Raw genomic sequence first — 17763 nt, forward strand, 5'->3', positions numbered from 1 at the left:
CCGCCCCCGCCTCCTGCTCCAAGGGTGGTTCCGGCACGGCCTCGCCCTCTCTTCGTCCCTACCTCTCCCGAGCCGCTGCGATGCCGTCCGCGAGCAGAGCGACCAGCTGGGCGGCGAAGCCGTCCGGCACCGGCCTGCGCCGCACCAGCAGCCGGATCCACAGGGCGCCGGCCACCGCGTCGACCAGCAGCGCAGGATCGAGGTCGGCGGGCAGTTCGCCGCGTTCCACGGCCCGGGTGAACAGCGGCTGGTGGCGGCCCAGCCGGTCCTCCAGGAACTGGGTCACCAACTCACGCATGGCCGGATGGCGTACGGCGCCCACCAGCGCGGCCTCCACCACCGCCCGCGCCTCCGGCTCGCCGAGCAATCCCTCGACGCCTACGGCCAGTTCGGTCAGGTCGCCGGTCAGGCTCCCCGTGTCGGGCAGGTCGAAGGCGAGCGTCCCGGAGTGCAGCAGGGCGTCGCGCAGCAGCTCCGACTTGGACGGCCACCAGCGGTAGATGGTGGTCTTGTTGACCCCCGAACGCAGAGCGACCCCCTCGATGGTGAAGGCGTCGTAGCCCTGTCCGGCCAGCAGCTCCAGGCTCGCCGCGAAGATCTCCTCCTTGCGGCGGGGGCCGCTCCGCTCCCCGGTCCGCGCCTGCGCCGCTCCGCCACCCACCACTGTCGCCTCCACACCGGCCGCCACTACAAGAGACACCAACGCAACGTTGTGTTGCATCCATCCTATCCAGACCCTAGGATTGCAACGCACCGTTGCGTTGCAATCTCTGATCGGGTGGCGGTACCTGCGCACCCGCTCGGCACCCAGAGGGAACCGCATGCTCCTCGTCACCCTCGTCGCCGTCCCGCCCGGCGCCCTCCCGGCCCACCTCGACACGATCGGACGGCTCCTGCCGGCCCGCCATGTCGTCGAGGGCATCAGGTCCCTGATGTTCTACGGCTCCGGCACCCGGCAGGTGACGACCGCCTGGACGGCCCTGACGGCGGACCTGCTGACCGAGGCCGACGGCGTCGTCGTCGCCGCCCCGGTCCACCAGGCCCTGCGCACCGGGCTCCGTTCCCTCGGCGCGGCCGCCATCGTGCCCGGCTGCTTCCTGACCGAACGGGCCGCCCGCTCCCTGGACGTCCCCCGGTACGTCGGCGCCCGTGAGCAACTCGACCGCGGGACGGCGCTGTTGCGGCGCGCCACGGCACGGCTTCCCCGGCCGCAGGCGGCCGGAGCGCGGAGGCTGCCGTGACCCCGCCGGGACCGCGTCCCTTCGACGGCGGCGCGGCGGGCGCCGCCGTGGTGATGGTGCACGGCATCCGCGTCTCCTCCGCCATGTGGCTCCCGCACATCCGGCGGCTCTCGCCCGACTTCCGGGTGAGCGCCCCCGACCTGCCCGGCCACGGCACTCTGCGCGCCCGTACGTTCACCCTCGACGCGGCCGTGGCGGCGCTGGACGCCGCGGTCGCCGAGGCGCACGACGCGACCGGCCGCCGTCCCCTGGTGGTCGGCATGTCCCTGGGCGGCTTCGTGGCCGTGGCCCACGCGGCCGCCCGCCCCGAACGGGTGCGCGGGCTGCTGGTGTGCGGTTCGACCGCGCGGGCGCGGGGCTGGAAGGCGCTCGCCTACACGACCGCGGCCCGCATCGACGAGCGCCGGGGCGAGGTGCGCAGCGCCGAGGCGAACGCCCGGCTCTTCCGCCGCCACACCACGCCCGAGTGCGCCGAGGCCGTGATCTCCGGCGGCTTCGCCCGGCGCGCGTTCGGCGAGGCCGTGGGCGAACTGCGCCGCACGGACGTCCTGGGCCTCGCCGCCCGGCTGCGCACCCCGACCCGCTTCGTCAACGGCCGCCGCGACCTTCTCTTCCGCCTGGAGGAGCGGACTTTTGTCGAGGCCGTACGCGCCGCCGGCACCCCCGTCCGGCTCTCCCACGCCCCCGGCGACCACCTCTTCCCGCTCCAGGATCCGGACGCCTTCGCCGACCTGGTCCGCGCGGTCCACTCCCGGTTGCCCGAGGCCTGACGGCCGCCGCGGGCGACCGGCGTTCCCGCGGCGTGATGTCTGGCATCGCCAGAAACGCTTATGAGGGGGGCGGCGCACGAACCTACGGTGAAGGCACTCGCGAACCAGGCGAGTCGCCGCCCCACCCTCTGCGAAGGAGTCACCCATGGCCTACGTCGTGACGGCGATCTGGACCGCCCGGCCGGGACAGGAGGAGGTCGTCCGGGACGCCGTCGAGAAGCTCACGCCGCCCTCGCGCCAGGAGCCGGGCAATCGCTTCTACCAGGCGTACGAGAGCCCCGAGGAGCCGGGCGTCTTCCGCCTGTTCGAGGTCTACGACGACGAGGCGGCGTACGCGGCGCACGGCGCGTCCGAGCACTTCGCCGAGTACGGCCACGGCCAGGCGATCCCCGCGCTCGCGAACCGGGAGCGGGCGTTCTACGAGACGATCGGCTGAGCTCCGATGAGGCTCGCCGCATTCCGACGCCGTACCGAGCCGCCCGGTGCGCGCCACGTCGGGCTGGTGGTGGACGACGGTCCGACATGGCGGATCCATCCGTTCGAACCCGGCACCGAGATGGTGTCCCTGCTCGCCGCGGACGGCGCGACCAGGGCGGCGGCGGCCGACACGGCCGCCCGGAGGGACGGGATCGGCGCGCGGGACCTGGTGCTGCTGCCGCCGGTCCGGCCGGTGGCGATGCGGGACTTCCTCACCTTCGAGGCCCATGTCGACGGCATGGAGCGCGGCCACGGCAACCCCGGCCCGCCGCAGGAGTGGTACGAGGCCCCGGTGTTCCTGTTCATGGCGCCGCACGCCGCGACCGGGCCGTACGACGACATCGCCATGCCGCCGGACACCGCGCGTCTCGACTTCGAGCTGGAGATCGCGGCCGTGATCTGCCGCGACGTCCGCAACGCCGACGCCGAGCAGGCCAGAGCGGCCATCGGCGGCTACTGCGTGATGAACGACTGGTCGGCCCGCGACATCCAGAGCCGGGAGATGAAGCTGAAGCTCGGCCCGTCCAAGGGCAAGGACTTCGCGACGACGATCGGCCCCTGGATCGTCACACCCGACGAACTGGACGGCTGCCGCGACGCGGACGGCTTCCTGGACCTCGGCATGACCGTCGCGGTCAACGGCGTGCGCGTCGGCTCCGACCGGTCCGGCCACATGGGCTGGTCGTTCGAGCACCTGGTGGCGCACGCGTCGCGGGCCTCGTGGGTGAAGGCCGGCGAGGTCCTCGCCTCCGGCACCTGCGCCTCCGGCTCGCTCGCCGAGTCCTGGGGACGCAACGGCGTGCTCGAGCCCCCGCCGCTGCGGGTCGGGGACGTGGTGGAGCTGTCGATCGACCGCCTCGGCACCGTCCGCAACGAGATCGTCCAATCCGCCGAGGACGTCCCTCCCCCGGTCCCGCCGGCCCGGCGCCGCGCACGTCAGGAGAGCTGATCCACCATGGCCTTCCCCACCGACCGCGAGGTCGTCACCCGCAATCCGGCCACGGGTGAGGTGCTCGCCCGCTATCCGACGCACGACCGGGCGGCCGTCGAGGAGGCGCTGGCCCGGACCCACGCCGCCGCCCTCGTCTGGCAGGGCACCGCGCCGGCGCAACGCCTCACGCTGCTGCGCGACATCGGCAAGCTGCTGCGCGAACGCCGCGACGACTACGCGGCGTTGATCACCGCCGAGATGGGCAAACCGGTCTCCGAGTCCCTCGCCGAGATCGACAAGTGCGCCTGGAACTGCGAGGTCGTCGCCGAGAAGGCCCCCGAGTGGCTCGCCGACCACCCGGTCGAGGCGGGCCGGTCACGCTCGTGGCTGTCGTACGAGCCGCTCGGGGTCGTGTTCGCGGTCATGCCGTGGAACTACCCCTTCTGGCAGGTGATCCGGTGCGCCGCGGGCGCCGTCGCGGCGGGCAACGCGGTGCTGCTCAAGCACGGCCCGGACGTCACCGGGGCCGCGCTCGCCCTGGAGGCACTGTTCGCCGACGCGGGCGCGCCCGCCGGCCTGCTGCGGTCCGTGGTGGTCGCGGCGGCGGACGTGGCGGAGGTCGGCGAACTGATCGTGCGCGACCCGCGGATCGCCGCGGTGACCCTGACCGGCAGCGAGCGGGCGGGGGCGGCGGTCGCCGCGGTCGCCGGTGCCGCGATCAAGCCCTCGGTGCTCGAACTCGGCGGCTCCGACCCATTCGTCGTCCTCGCCGACGCCGACGTCGAGGCCGCCGCAACCGCCGCGGTCACGGCACGCTTCGGAAACGTCGGCGAGAGCTGCGTCGCGGCCAAGCGGTTCATCGTCGACGAGGCGGTCGCCGACGCGTTCGTGGCCGCCTTCGTCGACCGGGTGGGGCTGCTGAAGGTCGGCGACCCGGCCCTGCCCTCCACCACGCTCGGCCCGATGGCGCGGCCGGACCTGCGCGCGGAACTGCTGCGCCAGATCCGGGAGACGGTGCGGCAGGGCGCCACGCTGGTGACCGGCGGCGAGGCGCTGGAGGGACCCGGCTACTTCGTCGCGCCGACCGTGCTCGACCATGTCGTGCCGGGCATGACCGCGTTCGTCGAGGAGACGTTCGGGCCCGCGGCCGCGATCGTCCGGGCCCGCGACGACGACCACGCGGTCGAACTGGCCAACGACACGGCGTTCGGGCTCGGTTGTGCCGTGTGGGGCGCGACCGAGCACGCGCTGGCGGTGGGCCGTCGGATCCGGTCGGGCGCGCTGTTCGTCAACTCCGCCGTGGCCTCCGATCCGCGGCTGCCGATCGGCGGCACCGGCCGCAGCGGCTACGGGCGGGAGCTCTCGGCCGAGGGCGTCCGCGCGTTCACCAACGTCCGTACGGTGGTGGTGGCGTGAGCGGCCCGGCCACCGATGCCCGCGGGCCGTAACGGGGGTTGCCCCGCGCCCGGCAGGTCGGGCAACGGCCGTCTCAGGGACGGGGCTTCAGCACTTCCAGGGCGCCGGTCTCGGTGTCGTAGCTGCGCAGCGTGGTGAGCCGGACCGGCAACGGCGGTGCCGGGAGCAGTTCGGGGATGCGCCGGTCGGCGAAGGCACCGGCCCGCCGGGTCCGGCCGAGGGTGACGTGCGGGCTCCAGCGCGCGGGGGCGTGGAAGGGGTTGAGGGTCTCCGGCGGGCTGTCCGAGACCACCGCGTCCCACACCCGGCGGTGCACGTCGGCGAGGGCGGGGTCGAGTTCGAGGGCCCAGGCCAGCACCGAGGTGGGCCGCTCGAAGCGGACCACTCCGGTGATCCGCACCGGCAGCGGCAGTACGGCGGCCACCTCGGCGAGTTCCCATCGGATCGGGGCGGTCAGCTCCGGGCAGGCGGCCAGGGTGAGGTGGGGGCTGTTGGTCGGTGAGCGGTGACGGGCCTGACTGGGCAGCCCCGCGTCCGCGAGCCGCCGCCAGGCCTCCCGGACCACCAGGTCCGCCGCCTCGTCCAACAAGATCTCGACCGTGCGCACCGGCGCAGCCTACCCGTGTCACCTGCGGGAACGGGCGCTCTCTTCGGCGCCCGAGTCCCGCTCCGCCCGGTCAGGCCGCGCCGGGCTCACGCGGCGTCACCCGTACGCGGGAGCTCGTCGGGCCGTTCCCCGCGGCCCCTGTGGGCGCATCCGCGTGAGCCGTCGGGCGTTGCCCGCGCCCCTGGGCGCCTCCGCGGGAGCCCGCGGTCACGAGACCTGCCGATAGGCCCGTCTGCTGCCGATGGCGTCCGCGGCCGGGGTCCCGGCCGTCAGCAGCCCGAGCTCGTCCGCGAGCCGGTCGACGAAGGCGTTCACCGCGTCGGTCGCCCGGCCTTCCACCGTGGCGAGGTCGGCGAAGCAGCCGGCCAACGCCCCGTCGCCCGCCGCCCAGGCCGCTCGACTCGCCTGGTAGTCGGCCCAGTTGCGCCGGTACGCCATACGCGCCCGGTCCAGGGTCGCCTCGTCGGTCTCCGCTTGCCGCAGGTGCCCGATCGTGCGCCGGGTCGCCTGCCACCTGGCCAGGTAGTGCTGGACCGAGGCCGGTCCGAACGGGCCCGAGCGCGCCCGTTCGACCTTCGGTGCCCCCGGCCCCGCGGGCCAGGGCGAGCACAGGTCGGTCAGGACGGACGTCAGCCGTTCCCGGTCGAGGCGTCCGGTGCGCTCGCACTCCTCGACGGCCACCTGCGCGGCACGCCGCTGTCTGGCACCCGCCGACGGATGCGCGAGCTCCTCGACGACGGCGCGGGCCGTCTCCCGGCTCCTGACGGCGGTCAGCCGGCCGGCGGAACGGGCGTACGTACGCAGGGCCCGGCGCGCCTGCGCGAACGGCACCACGTCGTCGTCGATCAGCCAGACGTACAGCACGACACGGACCAGGGAGCGCTGGCCGACCCGTCCCGGCACCGGGCGTTCGCGCGCGGCCAGAAGGCGGGTGAAGAGGTCACGCTGCGACGGTGGGAAGACCCGTGGTTCCGTGCCGTTCGCGGCGGCTGGACGCGGTCTGGGGCGGTCGAGCAGTCCTTGCTCGACCCAGTCGGCCACCATCCGCGTGCCCGCCCTCGCCACCCCGCGAGCATGCGCGTCGGCGACGAGGTCGTCCGATGTGCCCTCGCTCCATTCCCGGCCCCGGTCTTCGTTCACGGCGCCGAAGCTACCGCCTGCTCGCGGACATTCGAGCATCCTGACGCCGTCCGTCACTCGCCAGGCTGAAATCACGCCCCACGCCGTGTCCCCGCCGCGACGGCGTCGATCGACCTCGTCACTCGACCCTGCTGAAGCGGCGCGCGGCCCAGAGCAGCGCGGTCACGCCGGCCACCAGCAGCACGGCGCCCTCCAGGAACGGCGAAGGCTGCCGGCCGGACCACTCGATGCCCACGACGTCCGCCTGGCCGGGCACACGGAGCGCGATGCTGCGGCGCAGCAGGTCGACGCCGTAGGCGAGCGGGTTGGCGGCGGTCAGGGCGCGGGTCCACCCCGGCATGTTCTCCAGGGGGAAGAAGCCGCCGGAGAGGAACAGCAGGGGCATCATCACGAGGCCGAGCAGCATCTGGAAGGTCTCGGGCCGGCTCAGGCTCACGGCGAGCAGCAGGGTCAGCGCGGTGATGGTGAAGGAGGCGAGCATCATGCAGGCGATCAGCAGGGCCGCCAGGAGCGGGTCGTAGGGCACGCCGACCGCGCCGCCCAGACCGAGCAGGACGGCGCCCTGGATCGTGGAGACGAGGGTGCCGCCGGCGCAGCTGCCGAGGAGCAGGGTGGGGCGGCTGACCGGGGCCATCAGGAGTTCGCGCAGGTAGCCGCTCTGCCGGTCGGTGATCAGCCGGATTCCGACAACGATGGCCGGGGCCTGGACCGTCATGATCAGAATGCCCGGGAAGAGGTACGTCCGGTAGCCGACGCCCAGCGCGGAGTGCGGGATCAGCGCGGCCAGACCACCCCCCAGGAGGAACAGGTAGAGCACCGGCTGGAGCAGCATCAGGGCGGTGTGCGTGGGCTGGGCGCGCAGGCGCAGCAGATCGCGGTGGACCAGGGCGTGGACGGCGCGCAGTTCGTGGCGCAGGAGAGGCAGGAGCCCGCGGCGGGCGCCGGCCGGGAGGCCGGGGGCTTCGCGGGTACCGGGTGCGTCCGCGGCCGGCAGGGCGGGGGCGGTCACGGGGCCTCCTCGGTTGCGGACGCGGGTGGGTCCGCGAGCGGGACGGTCGGGGTCCGGGGGGCCGCGGCGGCGTGGATGCTGCGGCCGGTGTGGTGGAAGAAGACGTCGTCGAGGGTCGGCGGGGCCGCGGACGCGGCGTGCACCGCGACGCCGTGGGCTGCCAGCGCCGCGCACAGGCGGGGAATCCACGCGCTGCCGTCGGGCAGCCGCACGGAGACTCCCTCGGTGTCGAGGGTGACGGTGCGGCCGGGCGGCACGGTCCGGGCCACGACCTGTCGGGCCGCGGCGTCGTCGCCGGTGCGCAGCGCCACCCGGTCGTCCCCGATCGCGGCCTTCATCGCCGCGGGGGTGCCCTGGGCGACGAGCCGGCCGTGGTCGATGATGCCGAGGCGGTCGCAGTGCTCCGCCTCCTCCAGGTAGTGGGTGGTGACGAAGAGGGTGCTGCCCTGCCGGTCGCGCAGGACGCGCAGGTGCTCCCAGACCTGGGCACGGGCGTGCGGGTCGAGTCCGGTGGTCGGTTCGTCGAGGAACAGCACGCGGGGCGCGTGCAGCAGACCGCGGGCGAGCTCCAGCCGGCGGCGCATACCGCCGGACAGGGTCCGGACCAGGGAGCGGCGGCGGTCGGCCAGGGCGACCGTCTCGAGCGTCTCGGTGACGCGTCGGCGGGTGTGGCGGCGGCTCAGTCCGTAGAGGCGGGCGTGGATGTACAGGTTCTGTTCGGCCGTCAGGTCCGGGTCCAGGGCGCTGTGCTGGAAGAGCATCCCGACCCGGCTCCGTACCTGGTCGGGGCGGCCGAGTACGTCGGCGCCCGCGACCGTGGCCCGTCCCGCGGTGGGGCGGGTCAGGGCGCACAGCAGCGCGAGGGTGGTGGACTTGCCCGCGCCGTTGGGGCCGAGGAAGGCGAAGGTCTCGCCTTCGAGTACGTCGAGGTCCAGGCCGCGGACGGCATGGGTGCTGGTTCCGTCGGCACCCGGGTAGCTCTTGACCAGGCCGCGCGTGCTGATGGCGTACGCCGGCCGGGCGCGGGCCGGGCGCGGGCCGGGGGTCGTGCGGCTGCGGGAGTCGTCACCGGCGGTCGGCTGCATGGTCGGCTCCTCGTCCAGGGATGTCTCGCGCGGGCCGGCCGCCCGCGGCGGGGTTGGCCTCCGGCCGGTGACCGCCACGAGCGGTCACCGGCCGGAGGGGTTCGGCTAGGCGCAGCTGACGCCCACACAGACGGTGTTGAGCAGCGTCAGCAGGCCGACGCACGCGCACGTCCCGCTGAACTGCGCCCCGTCGAAGTCGACCGGGTCCGTCTCCGGAAGGGCGTGCAGGTGGGCCAGCAGTTCGAGGGCCTGGTTCTCCATGACATTCTCCTTCTCTGTGCGGTGGCGACAGGGGTTCCTGTCGCTCAGCCCGGCTGCTGGACCATCCAGTGCCGGGAGTCTTGGTGGCGGGTCCTCAGGAGGAACGCCAGGATTCCCGCGGCCCCGTCGCTCCAGCTGGTCGAGACGTCCCCGTAGTCGTTGGGGAAGACGACGTGGCCGGCGCGGTGGGCCCGTTCGGTGACGATGAGGCGGGCGAGGTCGTGGGCCATCGCGCGGTAGGCGGTGTTCCCGGTGACGTCGGCCATGTCGAGGAGGAAGTCCCCGTTTCCGGCGAGCCCGTGGCACTGGGTGAGGCCGGCGCGTGAGGCGCGCTCCACGACGGCGTGGGCGGCGCCGTGGGCGAGGTCGGCGTAGCGGCGGTCGCCGGTCGTCCGCCAGAGCCGGATCAGGAACGAGCCGATTCCGGCGGAGCCGTGGCACCAGTACGGCGCCGTCGGCACGTCCGTGGCCTGCGCGGGCCACTGGACCGCCGGGCCGACCGTCACGGCGTGGGCCACCACGTGCTCCCCCGCCGCGACGGCCAGCTCCAGGTGGTCCACGCGCTGGGAGACGGCCGCGGCGGCCAGCAGGAAGCAGCCGATGCCCGAGCTTCCGTGCGCGAACCCCAGATAGCGTTTGCCGGCCTCCTCGGATACGGCTTCCGCGGGGACGGGCCAGCTCACCCCGGACGGTTCGGGCCGCGCGGCGGCGGCCAGCCGGTCGGCGGCGTCGACGACCAGCTCGGCCAGGCGCGGGTCACCGGTGCGGTGCCACAGGTGGGCGGCGGCCAGTCCGCTGCCCGCGCAGCCATGGGTGATGTCGTGACTGGGCGTCGCCTCCAGGGGCGCCAGCGCCAGGGCCAGGGCATGGTCCGTGAGCGTACGGTCGTCGATGGCGCGTCCCGCGTCGTACAGGGCCCACGCGATGCCGCGGCCGCCGAAGTGCAGGCCCGGACGGATGGAGCGGGTGTCGGTACGAGCGGCGATCCAGGTGCCGGCGGTGGAGATCAGTTCGGGCAGGCGCGGGTCGCCGGTGAGCTCGAAGTACCGTGTCAGGACCGCCAGTACACCCGCCGCTCCCTGCTGCACGGTGCAGGGGTCGGTCTCTCCGGCCTGGGTGGACACGGGCCACAGCCGCCCGCCGCCGACCGGGGTCATCGAGTCGACCAGGTGTTCCACGATCCCGTCCACGGCGGCCTGCGTCGGGTGGGCGGGGGGTGCGTCGGTGGCCGATACGGCAGTCGGCGCCGACGACGCTGCTCGACGCCGCGGGTGCTCCGGGGCCGGCTCCCGCAGGGCCTCGGCCGCCCTGGCGGGGTCCCAGCGTTCGCCGGGAGCGTCCCGCATCAGCCCGAGGACGATCTCCGGCAGGCGGCCCGTCAGGTGCGAGGACGCGGTACACGCGCTCAGCCAGTCGGCGAACCGCTGCTCGGCGGGCCTGTCGGCCGGCTCCTCGGGCAGCAGGTTCGGCACCTTCCCGGCGAGCACGAAGCACATCGTGGCGCCGAGGCTGTAGTAGTCGGCCGTCGGGGAGACGGGAGCGTCCACCAGGCGCTCGGGTGCGCTGAAGCCCGGGGTCCCCACGCGTGTCGGGAGCGCGATGTCGCCCTCCAGCACGGCGAGTTCCAGGTCGATGAGGCGCAGTTGCCCGTCGGGGCGGACCATGACGTTGCCGGGCGTGAAGTCCCTCAGCACGCAGCCGCAGGCGTGGGCCGCCGCGACCAGCTCCACCAGACGCCGGGCCTGGGCGAGCGCGTCGGCCCGGTAGCGTTCGCTGCCGACGTCGCGGAAGCGTTCGGCGACCCAGGTGCGCAGGGGAACGCCCGGCACCTCCTCCTGGGCGAGGAACAGGTGCCCGCCGGTCTCGAACATCGCGAGCGGTTCCGGTGCGAGGCCCGTGCCCTTGAGCTTGGCCAGCGTCCTGGCCTCGGCCCGCAGCCAGTCGCGGACGTCGGAGCCGGACGCGTCGCCCTCGACGTGCGGCCGGGCCTCCTTGATCACCACAGGTGCGCCCGAGGTGACGTCGGTGCCGCGGTAGACACCGCCCTTGTTGGTGTGGCGGATCGCCTCCCGGACCGCGAACCGGCCGCCCAGCACCACAGGACGGCTCGCCGCCTTCGTCTGCCGGGGCGGCAACGGCACCGAGGCGGGAAAGGGGCTGACCGCCCAGGAGGGCGGGGCGTACTGCCCGGTGCGTTTGTCCTCCACGGGATTGCCGTCGGGGTCCTCGATGAACCACACCATCAGCCCCTGGTCCGACAGCCGCCGCCGGCCGACGAAGGCGCCGTAGCGGTAGTGCACCAGGCTGTGCGGGGCGTACGGCTGGTCGGAGAGGATGCGGGGGCCGGGCAGTCCGGCCGTGGCCCGGTGCAGTTCCAGCGCGATGCGCGCCGCGTCGCCGTCGGAGGCCGGGTACACGGTGATGAACTTGCCGGAGCTTCCCCGCGGAGTGGCACGGGAGTTGAGCACGCCCACCTGGTCGAGCGTCCGGACGAACTTGAATCCCGACTCCTCGCGGAGCAGGACTCCGAGGGCCTTCACGAGCACTTCGGGCGCGGAGGCGGCCGTCGCGGACACATGCAGCTTCCAGCCCTGCCGGCGCCGGATGCCGGACTCGGGGGTGAGGCGCCACCACATCTCGTCCGCATCGGCTCTCCAGTGCTCGGCCGTGTCCGCGGCGTGCAGCGCCTCACGGAGTAACCGTTCGAGGTCGACATCGGTTGCATGGCTCGTCATGGTTTCCCTCCCCACGGTGAGAACCGCCAACGGTGAGAACCGCCGGCGATGAGAACCGCCGATCGGAATATGCCTTCATCAAGAAGACACGCACAATATGCACCCGACATACGTCACCCGGTTCGACGAGCGCCCGAGGTTTTCACGACGACGGATCGCACAGTCCGGCGCACATCGGAGCGCGCGTGCGCCCCGGTCCGAAATACACCGCCCGTTCGACGAATTGACGGCCCGACCGGCGTTTTTCCGTCGTCGCCCCGGATGCCTGACCCGCAGCCGAGACGCCTGCCGACCGACCGCGGCCGCCGACCCCGGGAATTTCGAGAAAACCCCGCCCGGGCCTGCGCACAGATCGGAAATAATGGATCCCTACGCCGAGTACCGGCTCCATGGATTCAGAAGAATAGCCATGACTCGCCAGTCCCAGCTTTCCCGCACGTTCCGACGTACTCCGCGGTAATGACACGCGTATTGACGATGCGAAAGGCGGGAAACAGACCGTTTGACATCCCGGCCGCCTGGATTTCGGCCCGGAATGCCAGGCCTCGTACGGTGCCGGTACCGGGGAACTGCGGACGCGGACGGAGCCGCCGTTCCCGCCGCCGCGAGGTACCGGTCGTGCAGGATGGAGGGATGCCTGAGTCGTCCCTGCCCGGAGGGTTCGTCAATGCCGTCGTCCGTGTCGGCGACACGGTGCGCCGTCCCGCCTCCGCTCGCACGGCGTTCGTACGTGATCTGCTGAGGCTGCTCGAAGCCGGGGGCTGGAACGGGGCTCCGCGGTATCTCGGCGTGGACGACAAGGGCCGCGAGGTGCTCGACCACCTCGACGGCCACGTGGCGTGGGAACCACGGCAACCCGCTGAAGTGTCGTCCGACGAGAGCCTGTTGGCCGTCGCCCGGCTCGTGCGCGAGTTCCACGACCTGACCGCCGGCACCCCGCTGGCCGAAGACCACGAGGTGGTCTGTCACAACGACCTGTCACCCAGGAACACGGTCTACCGGCCGGCCGGTGGCCTCCTTCGGCCCGCGGCATTCATCGACTGGGACCTCGCAGCACCGGGCGCCCGGATCCACGACGTCGCCCATGTCTGCTGGCAGTACCTCCGTCTCGGCCCCGCCGTGACCGACGTCGGTGAGGCGGCCCGGCGTATACGGCTGATCGCCGACGCCTACGAACTGCCGGACCGACAACGCCTTGTGACCACGGTCCTGTGGTGGCAGGACCGGTGCCGACGGGGCATCGAGGCCGGGGCCGACGCGGGAGACGTCGCCATGGTCCGGCTGCGTGAGGCCGGGGCGGTACGGGAGGTCGAGAGGGCGTGGAAGTGGGTCTCCGACCACCGGGGCACTCTGGAACGCGCGCTGCGCTGAGCGCGCGGATCGGCGTCGTCGCGGCAGGGTGGCGGCGGTACCGGGCCGCCCGTCGCGTTCACATGACCGGGCTCGCCGGTCCACGTCGCCCCTGTGCCAGTCGCGGATCGCCGAGTAGCGTCCGTGGCCGCCGATGGCGACCGTGACCTCCACGCCGCAGTGCGGGCAGGCGACCTGGTAGAAGTCGTCCGAGAAATCGCCGAGCACCGCACTCCAGTGGTACTGCTCCTCGACCGCGAGCAGGGCGACGAAACTGGCGGGGAACACCAACTCGCCCTCGAGAACGAGTCGGCGCCCCAACTCGTCCCATGCGGCCACGTCCTGCTGCCGTTCGACCCGAGCGAGGAGTTCGGGAACGCGGTCGACGTCCCCGCGACAGTCGTACATCTGGGCCCAGTCCACGGCTCGACATTCAACCAGCCCGAGCCGGGCGGTCGATCAGTCAGCGGCCGACGGCCGAACGGGCGCGCATCCGGCACCGCTCGACGGGTTGCCGACGACGCCCGCACCGACCTCAGCCGAGTCCGCCCGTCGCCCGCAGGTTCTGACCGGTGATCCACCCGCCGTCCGGGCCCGCGAGGAACGCGACGACGTCGGCCACGTCGGAGGGTTGCCCCAGGCGGCCGAGGGGGGTCATGCCGGCGACCGCCTGGAGGGCTTGCGGGGGATTCGTTCCACGGAGCAGTTCCGTGTCGGTGGCGCCGGGAGAGACGGTGTTGACCGTGATGCCACGCGGCCCGAGTTCCCGGGCGGCGACCGCGGTCAGCTGCTCGATCGCGCCCTTGCTGGCGGCGTAGGGTCCGATGCCCGGTACGGGTCGCACGGTGTTCAGGGTGGAGATGTTCACGATCCGCCCGCCGTCGCGCAGGTGCCTGGCGGCGTGACGCATCGTCAGGAAGACCGACCGGGTGTTGACCGCCATCACGCTGTCGAACACCTCGACTTCGGTCTCGGCGATCGGGGCCGGGCTGAAGGACAGCGCGGCGTTGTTCACCAGGATGTCCAGGCCGCCGAGATGCTCCTCGGCGACTTCCATCAGCTGCTCCGGCGCATCCGGCTCCTTCAGGTCCAGACGTACGGCGCGGACCTTCCCGCCGTCGGCCTGGACGGTGCGGACGACGTCGGCCGCGGCCTCCTCGCTGGTGGCGTAGTTGAAGACCACGTCCGCTCCGTCACGGCACAGCCGTTCGACGATCGCCCGGCCGATCCCTCGGGATCCACCCGTGACGACGGCGGTCTTGTCCTTGAGCACGGTTCCTCCGCGTCGACGAGAAGCAGATCCGGGAGGTCGACCGTACTGGTGCCGCTGCTCCTGTTCGAGGGTGTTCGCCGAGCGCGATACGAACCGTCGACCCGGTCCGGGCGCGGTCAGAGGGAGGGCGACCGCTGCGGCTCAACAGCCTTGAGCAGGCACTCGCGGTCGTCCGCGCCCATCAGTCCCTCCGGAAGAGTCTCCTCCGCCAACAGCCCGCGCAGCGCGGAAGCGTGTGCGGCGAAGGCGGCCCTGCACCGTTCACGTTCCGGGTGGTCGCGATCGTTGCCGAGCAGCAGGACCTGACGTTCGTTGTCCGCGTCGACAGGTTGAGACAGCTCCGCGGCAACGATCAAGAGGTCGACCAGGCCGGAACGCACCGAGAGGTCAGGCAGGGCCGCCAGCCGGATCAGGAAGGGCAGGGCCGGCGCCATCGCGCCGCTCACGTGAACAACGCCGTTCATCAAGACGTTGCCCAGCACGCGCAGAGCCTCGGGACCGGCTGCCGGATCGAGGAGACCGCGGAACAGGAGCGGGATCCCCGCGGGACACCCGGGAATCCGCGACCAGGCGACATCGGCGCAGCCCTGCAGCGCGTGGTGGCCGCCTTCGGCTTGCTCCAGCCGCGGATACTCGCGGAGGAACCGAGCGACGGCAGCCTCCTTGGCCGCCGCATCCACTGCGCACATCCCTCTGCCCCACCGCCATCGCGCACGACATCGCCCCGAACGACGTCCGCCGGGTGGAACTCTTCCCGGGGCGGGCGTCGAACGCAAGCGGCGAGATCGACGGACTCGACCGGACGCAGTCGTTCAGCAGCCCTTGCTCGGGTGGGTGACCGGCGGTGCCGTTGCCTGGAGGTCCCAGTCGGGTGGCTGCGTGTGGGGGCCTCCGAGCAGGTGGGCCGACGCCCGGGCGCCGTCGGTCAGCTTCTTGTGCCAGGTCCACTCGCCCTGAGCGAGCGAGCCTTCGTCGAGCGTCCATCCCAGGCGCCGCATGGCGGCCTCGACCTGCGCGGCCACCTGCCGCGCGGACCCGCCTCCCGTGAAGTCCACGGCGACGGTCGCCGGATCCCAGCCGTAGGTCGACTTCATGCCGTCGCAGGAGTCCCATCGCGGCGCAACACTCTGTTTCAGCGTGACGTGCGCACCGGGCGGCACGACGGACAGCACCGGCTGGATCGCCTTGAGCCGCCGGTGCCCGGGATCAGGGTCCCCGACCGGCCGCGGACTCCCGTCGCATCCGGTCAGTGACATGACGGCGACGACCACGGCGGCGGACATCACACCGTGCGCCGGACGAGACGCGACCCCCCACATGCAGGCCATGATCACACGCCCGGGGAGAAGAGTCGTGCCCGGGGACCCCTCGGCGGTCGTGACCTGCCGGGACGGGCCGCCGTCAGGCCGCGTGTCTGCGGTACTGGCCCGGTGCCACGCCGTACTCCCGTTTGAAGGCCTTGGCAAAGGCGAACTCCGAGGTGTACCCGGTGCGTTCGGCGATCTGGCGCAGGGAGAGGTCGTCATGGCGCAGCAGCCGGCCCGCCATGGTCATGCGCCACCAGGTGAGGTACGTGAGCGGCGGCTCGCCCACCAGGGTGGTGAAGCGGCGGGCGAAGGCGGCGCGGGACAGGCCTCCGACGGCGCCCAGTTGCTCGACCGTCCAGGCGTGCGCCGGGTCGCCGTGGATCGCGCGCAGGGCCGCGGCGACGGCCGGGTCGGTGAGGGCGGCCGCCCAGCCCCGCCGCCGCCCGGCCTCGCACTCGCTGTGCCACCAGGCGCGCAGGATGTAGAGCAGCAGGGTGTCCAGGAGCGAGGTGACGATCGCCTCCGAACCCGGGTGGGCCTCCTCCAGTTCCAGTCCCAGCAGTTCCACCGCCGCGTGCAGCGAACGGTGGGTGCCGACCCGGGCGGGCAGGTGCATCACCTCGGGGAGTTCGGCCAGCAGTCGGTGGGCGCGGGAGCGGTCGAAGCGGTAGGTCCCGCACAGGGTGACGGTGTCGGGGCACCGTGACGGCGCTTCGGCCGACGCCGCGGGCCGACTCCAGGTGCCGTCCGGGAGCAGTCGTACCTCCTCCATCGGTACGTCGGGACTGCTGGCCAGGGCGTGTGCCTGCCCGTGTGCCAGGAAGACCACGTCCCCGGGGGCCAGTGCCACCGGCTCGCCGTCCGCCGGGATCAGCCACGCGGACCCGCGCAGCACCACGTGGAAGCCGGCCTCCTCGGCCGCCGCGAAGCGCAGGCCCCAGGGCGCGTGGTTGTCCCGGCGGGCCGAGTGCGGGCGCCCGGTGCGCATGGCGGCGATCGCGTCGCTGAGCACGTCCATGGCCTCAGCGTATCGAGGGGCGGGAGCGGGCGAAGACGTACGGACATGAAACCGAGGCCGGTGGACATGGATCGCCTCGTCGCCCGCGGCATAGCGTCCTTGGCATGTCAACCACCGCACGCACAGTGCTCTTTCATGAAATCGGCGGCCCCGACGTCCTGACCGTGGAGGACGTCGAACTGCCCGCACCCGGGCCGGGCGAGGTGCTCGTGAGGTTCGAGGCGCTGGGCCTCAACCGGGCCGAGGCCATGTTCCGCGCAGGCACGTACTTCTACCAGCCGGCCCTGCCGGGCTCCCGCAACGGCTACGAGGCGGCGGGCGAGGTCGAGGCGGTCGGTGAGGACGTGACCGCGTTCGCCCCGGGCGACCTCGTCCTCGCGGCGGCCAACTTCGAACTGAGCGCCCACGGTGTCCACGCCGAGCGGGTCGTGCTGCCGACGAGCGCGCTCGTTCCGCGGTCCGCCGGGACCGACGCGGTCACGGGGGCCGCCGTCTGGCTCACGTACACCACGGCGTACGGCGCCCTGATCGAGCGGGCCGGTCTGGTCCCGGGCAACCACGTGCTGATCACCGGCGCGTCCAGTGGCGTCGGCACAGCGGCGATCCAGGTCGCCCGCCGGGCCGGCGCGGTCCCGATCGTCACCACCCGCACCGAGGCCAAGCGGCAGGGACTGCTCGACCTGGGCGCGGAGCACGTCGTCGTCAGCGGCGAGGAGGACGTGGTCAAGGAGGCGAAGCGGCTGACCGGCGGGCGGGGCGTGGACATCGTCCTGGACGCGATCGGGGGCTCCGGGTTCGCCGCCCTGGGCGAGACGGTGGTCCCCGGCGGGACGCTGGTCAGCTACGGCTGGCTGGACGAGCAGCCCATCCTGCTCCCGAGGCAATGGCCCCTCACGGTCCACGGATACGCCAACGTCGCCCTCACCGCCACCGAGGCCGGGCGCCGGCGCGCCGCCCACTACGTCGACTCCGGCCTCGCGGACGGCACCCTCCGCCCCGTCATCGGCGAGGTCTTCGACGGCCTGGACCGCATCGGCGACGCCCACCGCCTGATGGAGTCCAACCTGCACACGGGGAAGATCGTCGTACGGGTCTGAGGACGATCACGGGGTGCGGTCGGGGCGACTCGGCGCCCCCCGGTCC

At 73.1% G+C, this 17763-nt stretch carries 18 protein-coding genes; 7 read left to right on the top strand and 11 right to left on the bottom strand.

What is annotated here, in order from left to right:
• Positions 1-58: 58 nt before the first annotated feature.
• Positions 59-721 (bottom strand): TetR/AcrR family transcriptional regulator, encoded by a 663-nt coding sequence (locus WN71_RS31740; RefSeq protein WP_079178256.1) that lies wholly within the window; start codon positions 719-721, stop codon positions 59-61.
• A gap of 100 nt (positions 722-821) precedes the next feature.
• On the opposite strand from WN71_RS31740, the gene WN71_RS31745 reads away from it, so the two are divergent.
• From WN71_RS31745 to WN71_RS31765, 5 genes are all read left to right on the top strand, one after another.
• A complete protein-coding gene (locus tag WN71_RS31745; RefSeq protein ID WP_046583809.1) occupies positions 822-1241 on the top strand; it encodes a hypothetical protein in 420 nt (139 codons plus the stop codon).
• Positions 1238-2011, top strand: a complete 774-nt coding sequence (locus WN71_RS31750) for an alpha/beta fold hydrolase (protein WP_052742930.1) — start codon at positions 1238-1240, stop codon at positions 2009-2011. Before WN71_RS31745 ends, WN71_RS31750 begins: the two co-directional genes overlap by 4 nt.
• A 145-nt stretch (positions 2012-2156) precedes the next feature.
• On the top strand, positions 2157-2447 hold the full coding sequence (locus WN71_RS31755) for a putative quinol monooxygenase (RefSeq protein ID WP_046583808.1): 291 nt from the start codon (positions 2157-2159) through the stop codon (positions 2445-2447).
• Between the two features lie 6 nt (positions 2448-2453).
• Positions 2454-3437, top strand: a complete 984-nt coding sequence (locus WN71_RS31760; RefSeq protein ID WP_046583807.1) for a fumarylacetoacetate hydrolase family protein — start codon at positions 2454-2456, stop codon at positions 3435-3437.
• 6 nt (positions 3438-3443) lie between these two features.
• The gene (locus tag WN71_RS31765) at positions 3444-4835 is read left to right on the top strand and encodes an aldehyde dehydrogenase family protein (protein ID WP_046583806.1); all 1392 of its coding nucleotides are present in this window, start codon (positions 3444-3446) and stop codon (positions 4833-4835) included.
• Between the two features lie 73 nt (positions 4836-4908).
• On the opposite strand, the gene WN71_RS31770 is transcribed toward WN71_RS31765, so the two are convergent.
• The 6 genes from WN71_RS31770 to lanL form a co-directional block, all read right to left on the bottom strand.
• A complete protein-coding gene (locus tag WN71_RS31770) occupies positions 4909-5442 on the bottom strand; it encodes a 2'-5' RNA ligase family protein (RefSeq protein WP_046583805.1) in 534 nt (177 codons plus the stop codon).
• Positions 5443-5649: 207 nt separating this feature from the next.
• Positions 5650-6582, bottom strand: coding sequence for a hypothetical protein (locus WN71_RS31775; protein WP_143074895.1), 933 nt, complete (start codon positions 6580-6582; stop codon positions 5650-5652).
• Between the two features lie 118 nt (positions 6583-6700).
• On the bottom strand, positions 6701-7591 hold the full coding sequence (locus WN71_RS31780) for an ABC transporter permease (protein WP_079178257.1): 891 nt from the start codon (positions 7589-7591) through the stop codon (positions 6701-6703).
• Positions 7588-8676 (bottom strand): ABC transporter ATP-binding protein, encoded by a 1089-nt coding sequence (locus tag WN71_RS31785; protein WP_046583803.1) that lies wholly within the window; start codon positions 8674-8676, stop codon positions 7588-7590. The genes WN71_RS31780 and WN71_RS31785 overlap by 4 nt, the downstream gene beginning before the upstream one ends.
• Before the next feature lie 105 nt (positions 8677-8781).
• Entirely contained in the window at positions 8782-8937 is a 156-nt protein-coding gene (locus WN71_RS42045) for a VenA family class IV lanthipeptide (RefSeq protein WP_167382975.1), read from the bottom strand.
• 44 nt (positions 8938-8981) lie between these two features.
• Entirely contained in the window at positions 8982-11672 is a 2691-nt protein-coding gene (gene lanL / locus WN71_RS31790) for a class IV lanthionine synthetase LanL (protein ID WP_046583802.1), read from the bottom strand.
• A 633-nt stretch (positions 11673-12305) separates the two neighbouring features.
• Here lanL and WN71_RS31795 point away from each other — a divergent pair.
• Positions 12306-13043, top strand: a complete 738-nt coding sequence (locus WN71_RS31795; RefSeq protein WP_046583801.1) for a phosphotransferase — start codon at positions 12306-12308, stop codon at positions 13041-13043.
• Between the two features lie 514 nt (positions 13044-13557).
• On the opposite strand, the gene WN71_RS31800 is transcribed toward WN71_RS31795, so the two are convergent.
• The 4 genes from WN71_RS31800 to WN71_RS31815 form a co-directional block, all read right to left on the bottom strand.
• On the bottom strand, positions 13558-14295 hold the full coding sequence (locus tag WN71_RS31800) for a glucose 1-dehydrogenase (protein WP_046583800.1): 738 nt from the start codon (positions 14293-14295) through the stop codon (positions 13558-13560).
• A 116-nt stretch (positions 14296-14411) separates the two neighbouring features.
• Entirely contained in the window at positions 14412-14975 is a 564-nt protein-coding gene (locus tag WN71_RS31805; RefSeq protein ID WP_052742929.1) for a hypothetical protein, read from the bottom strand.
• Positions 14976-15107: 132 nt separating this feature from the next.
• On the bottom strand, positions 15108-15578 hold the full coding sequence (locus WN71_RS31810; protein ID WP_046583798.1) for a hypothetical protein: 471 nt from the start codon (positions 15576-15578) through the stop codon (positions 15108-15110).
• A gap of 118 nt (positions 15579-15696) precedes the next feature.
• Positions 15697-16620 carry an AraC family transcriptional regulator gene (locus WN71_RS31815; protein WP_046583797.1) on the bottom strand — a complete coding sequence of 308 codons (924 nt, stop codon included), beginning with the start codon at positions 16618-16620 and terminating at the stop codon, positions 15697-15699.
• A 104-nt stretch (positions 16621-16724) separates the two neighbouring features.
• Here WN71_RS31815 and WN71_RS31820 point away from each other — a divergent pair, with 104 nt between their 5' ends.
• The gene (locus WN71_RS31820) at positions 16725-17717 is read left to right on the top strand and encodes a zinc-dependent alcohol dehydrogenase family protein (protein WP_046583796.1); all 993 of its coding nucleotides are present in this window, start codon (positions 16725-16727) and stop codon (positions 17715-17717) included.
• Positions 17718-17763 lie beyond the last annotated feature (46 nt).

The organism is Streptomyces mangrovisoli, from assembly GCF_000974985.2.
Lineage (GTDB): Bacteria > Actinomycetota > Actinomycetes > Streptomycetales > Streptomycetaceae > Streptomyces > Streptomyces mangrovisoli.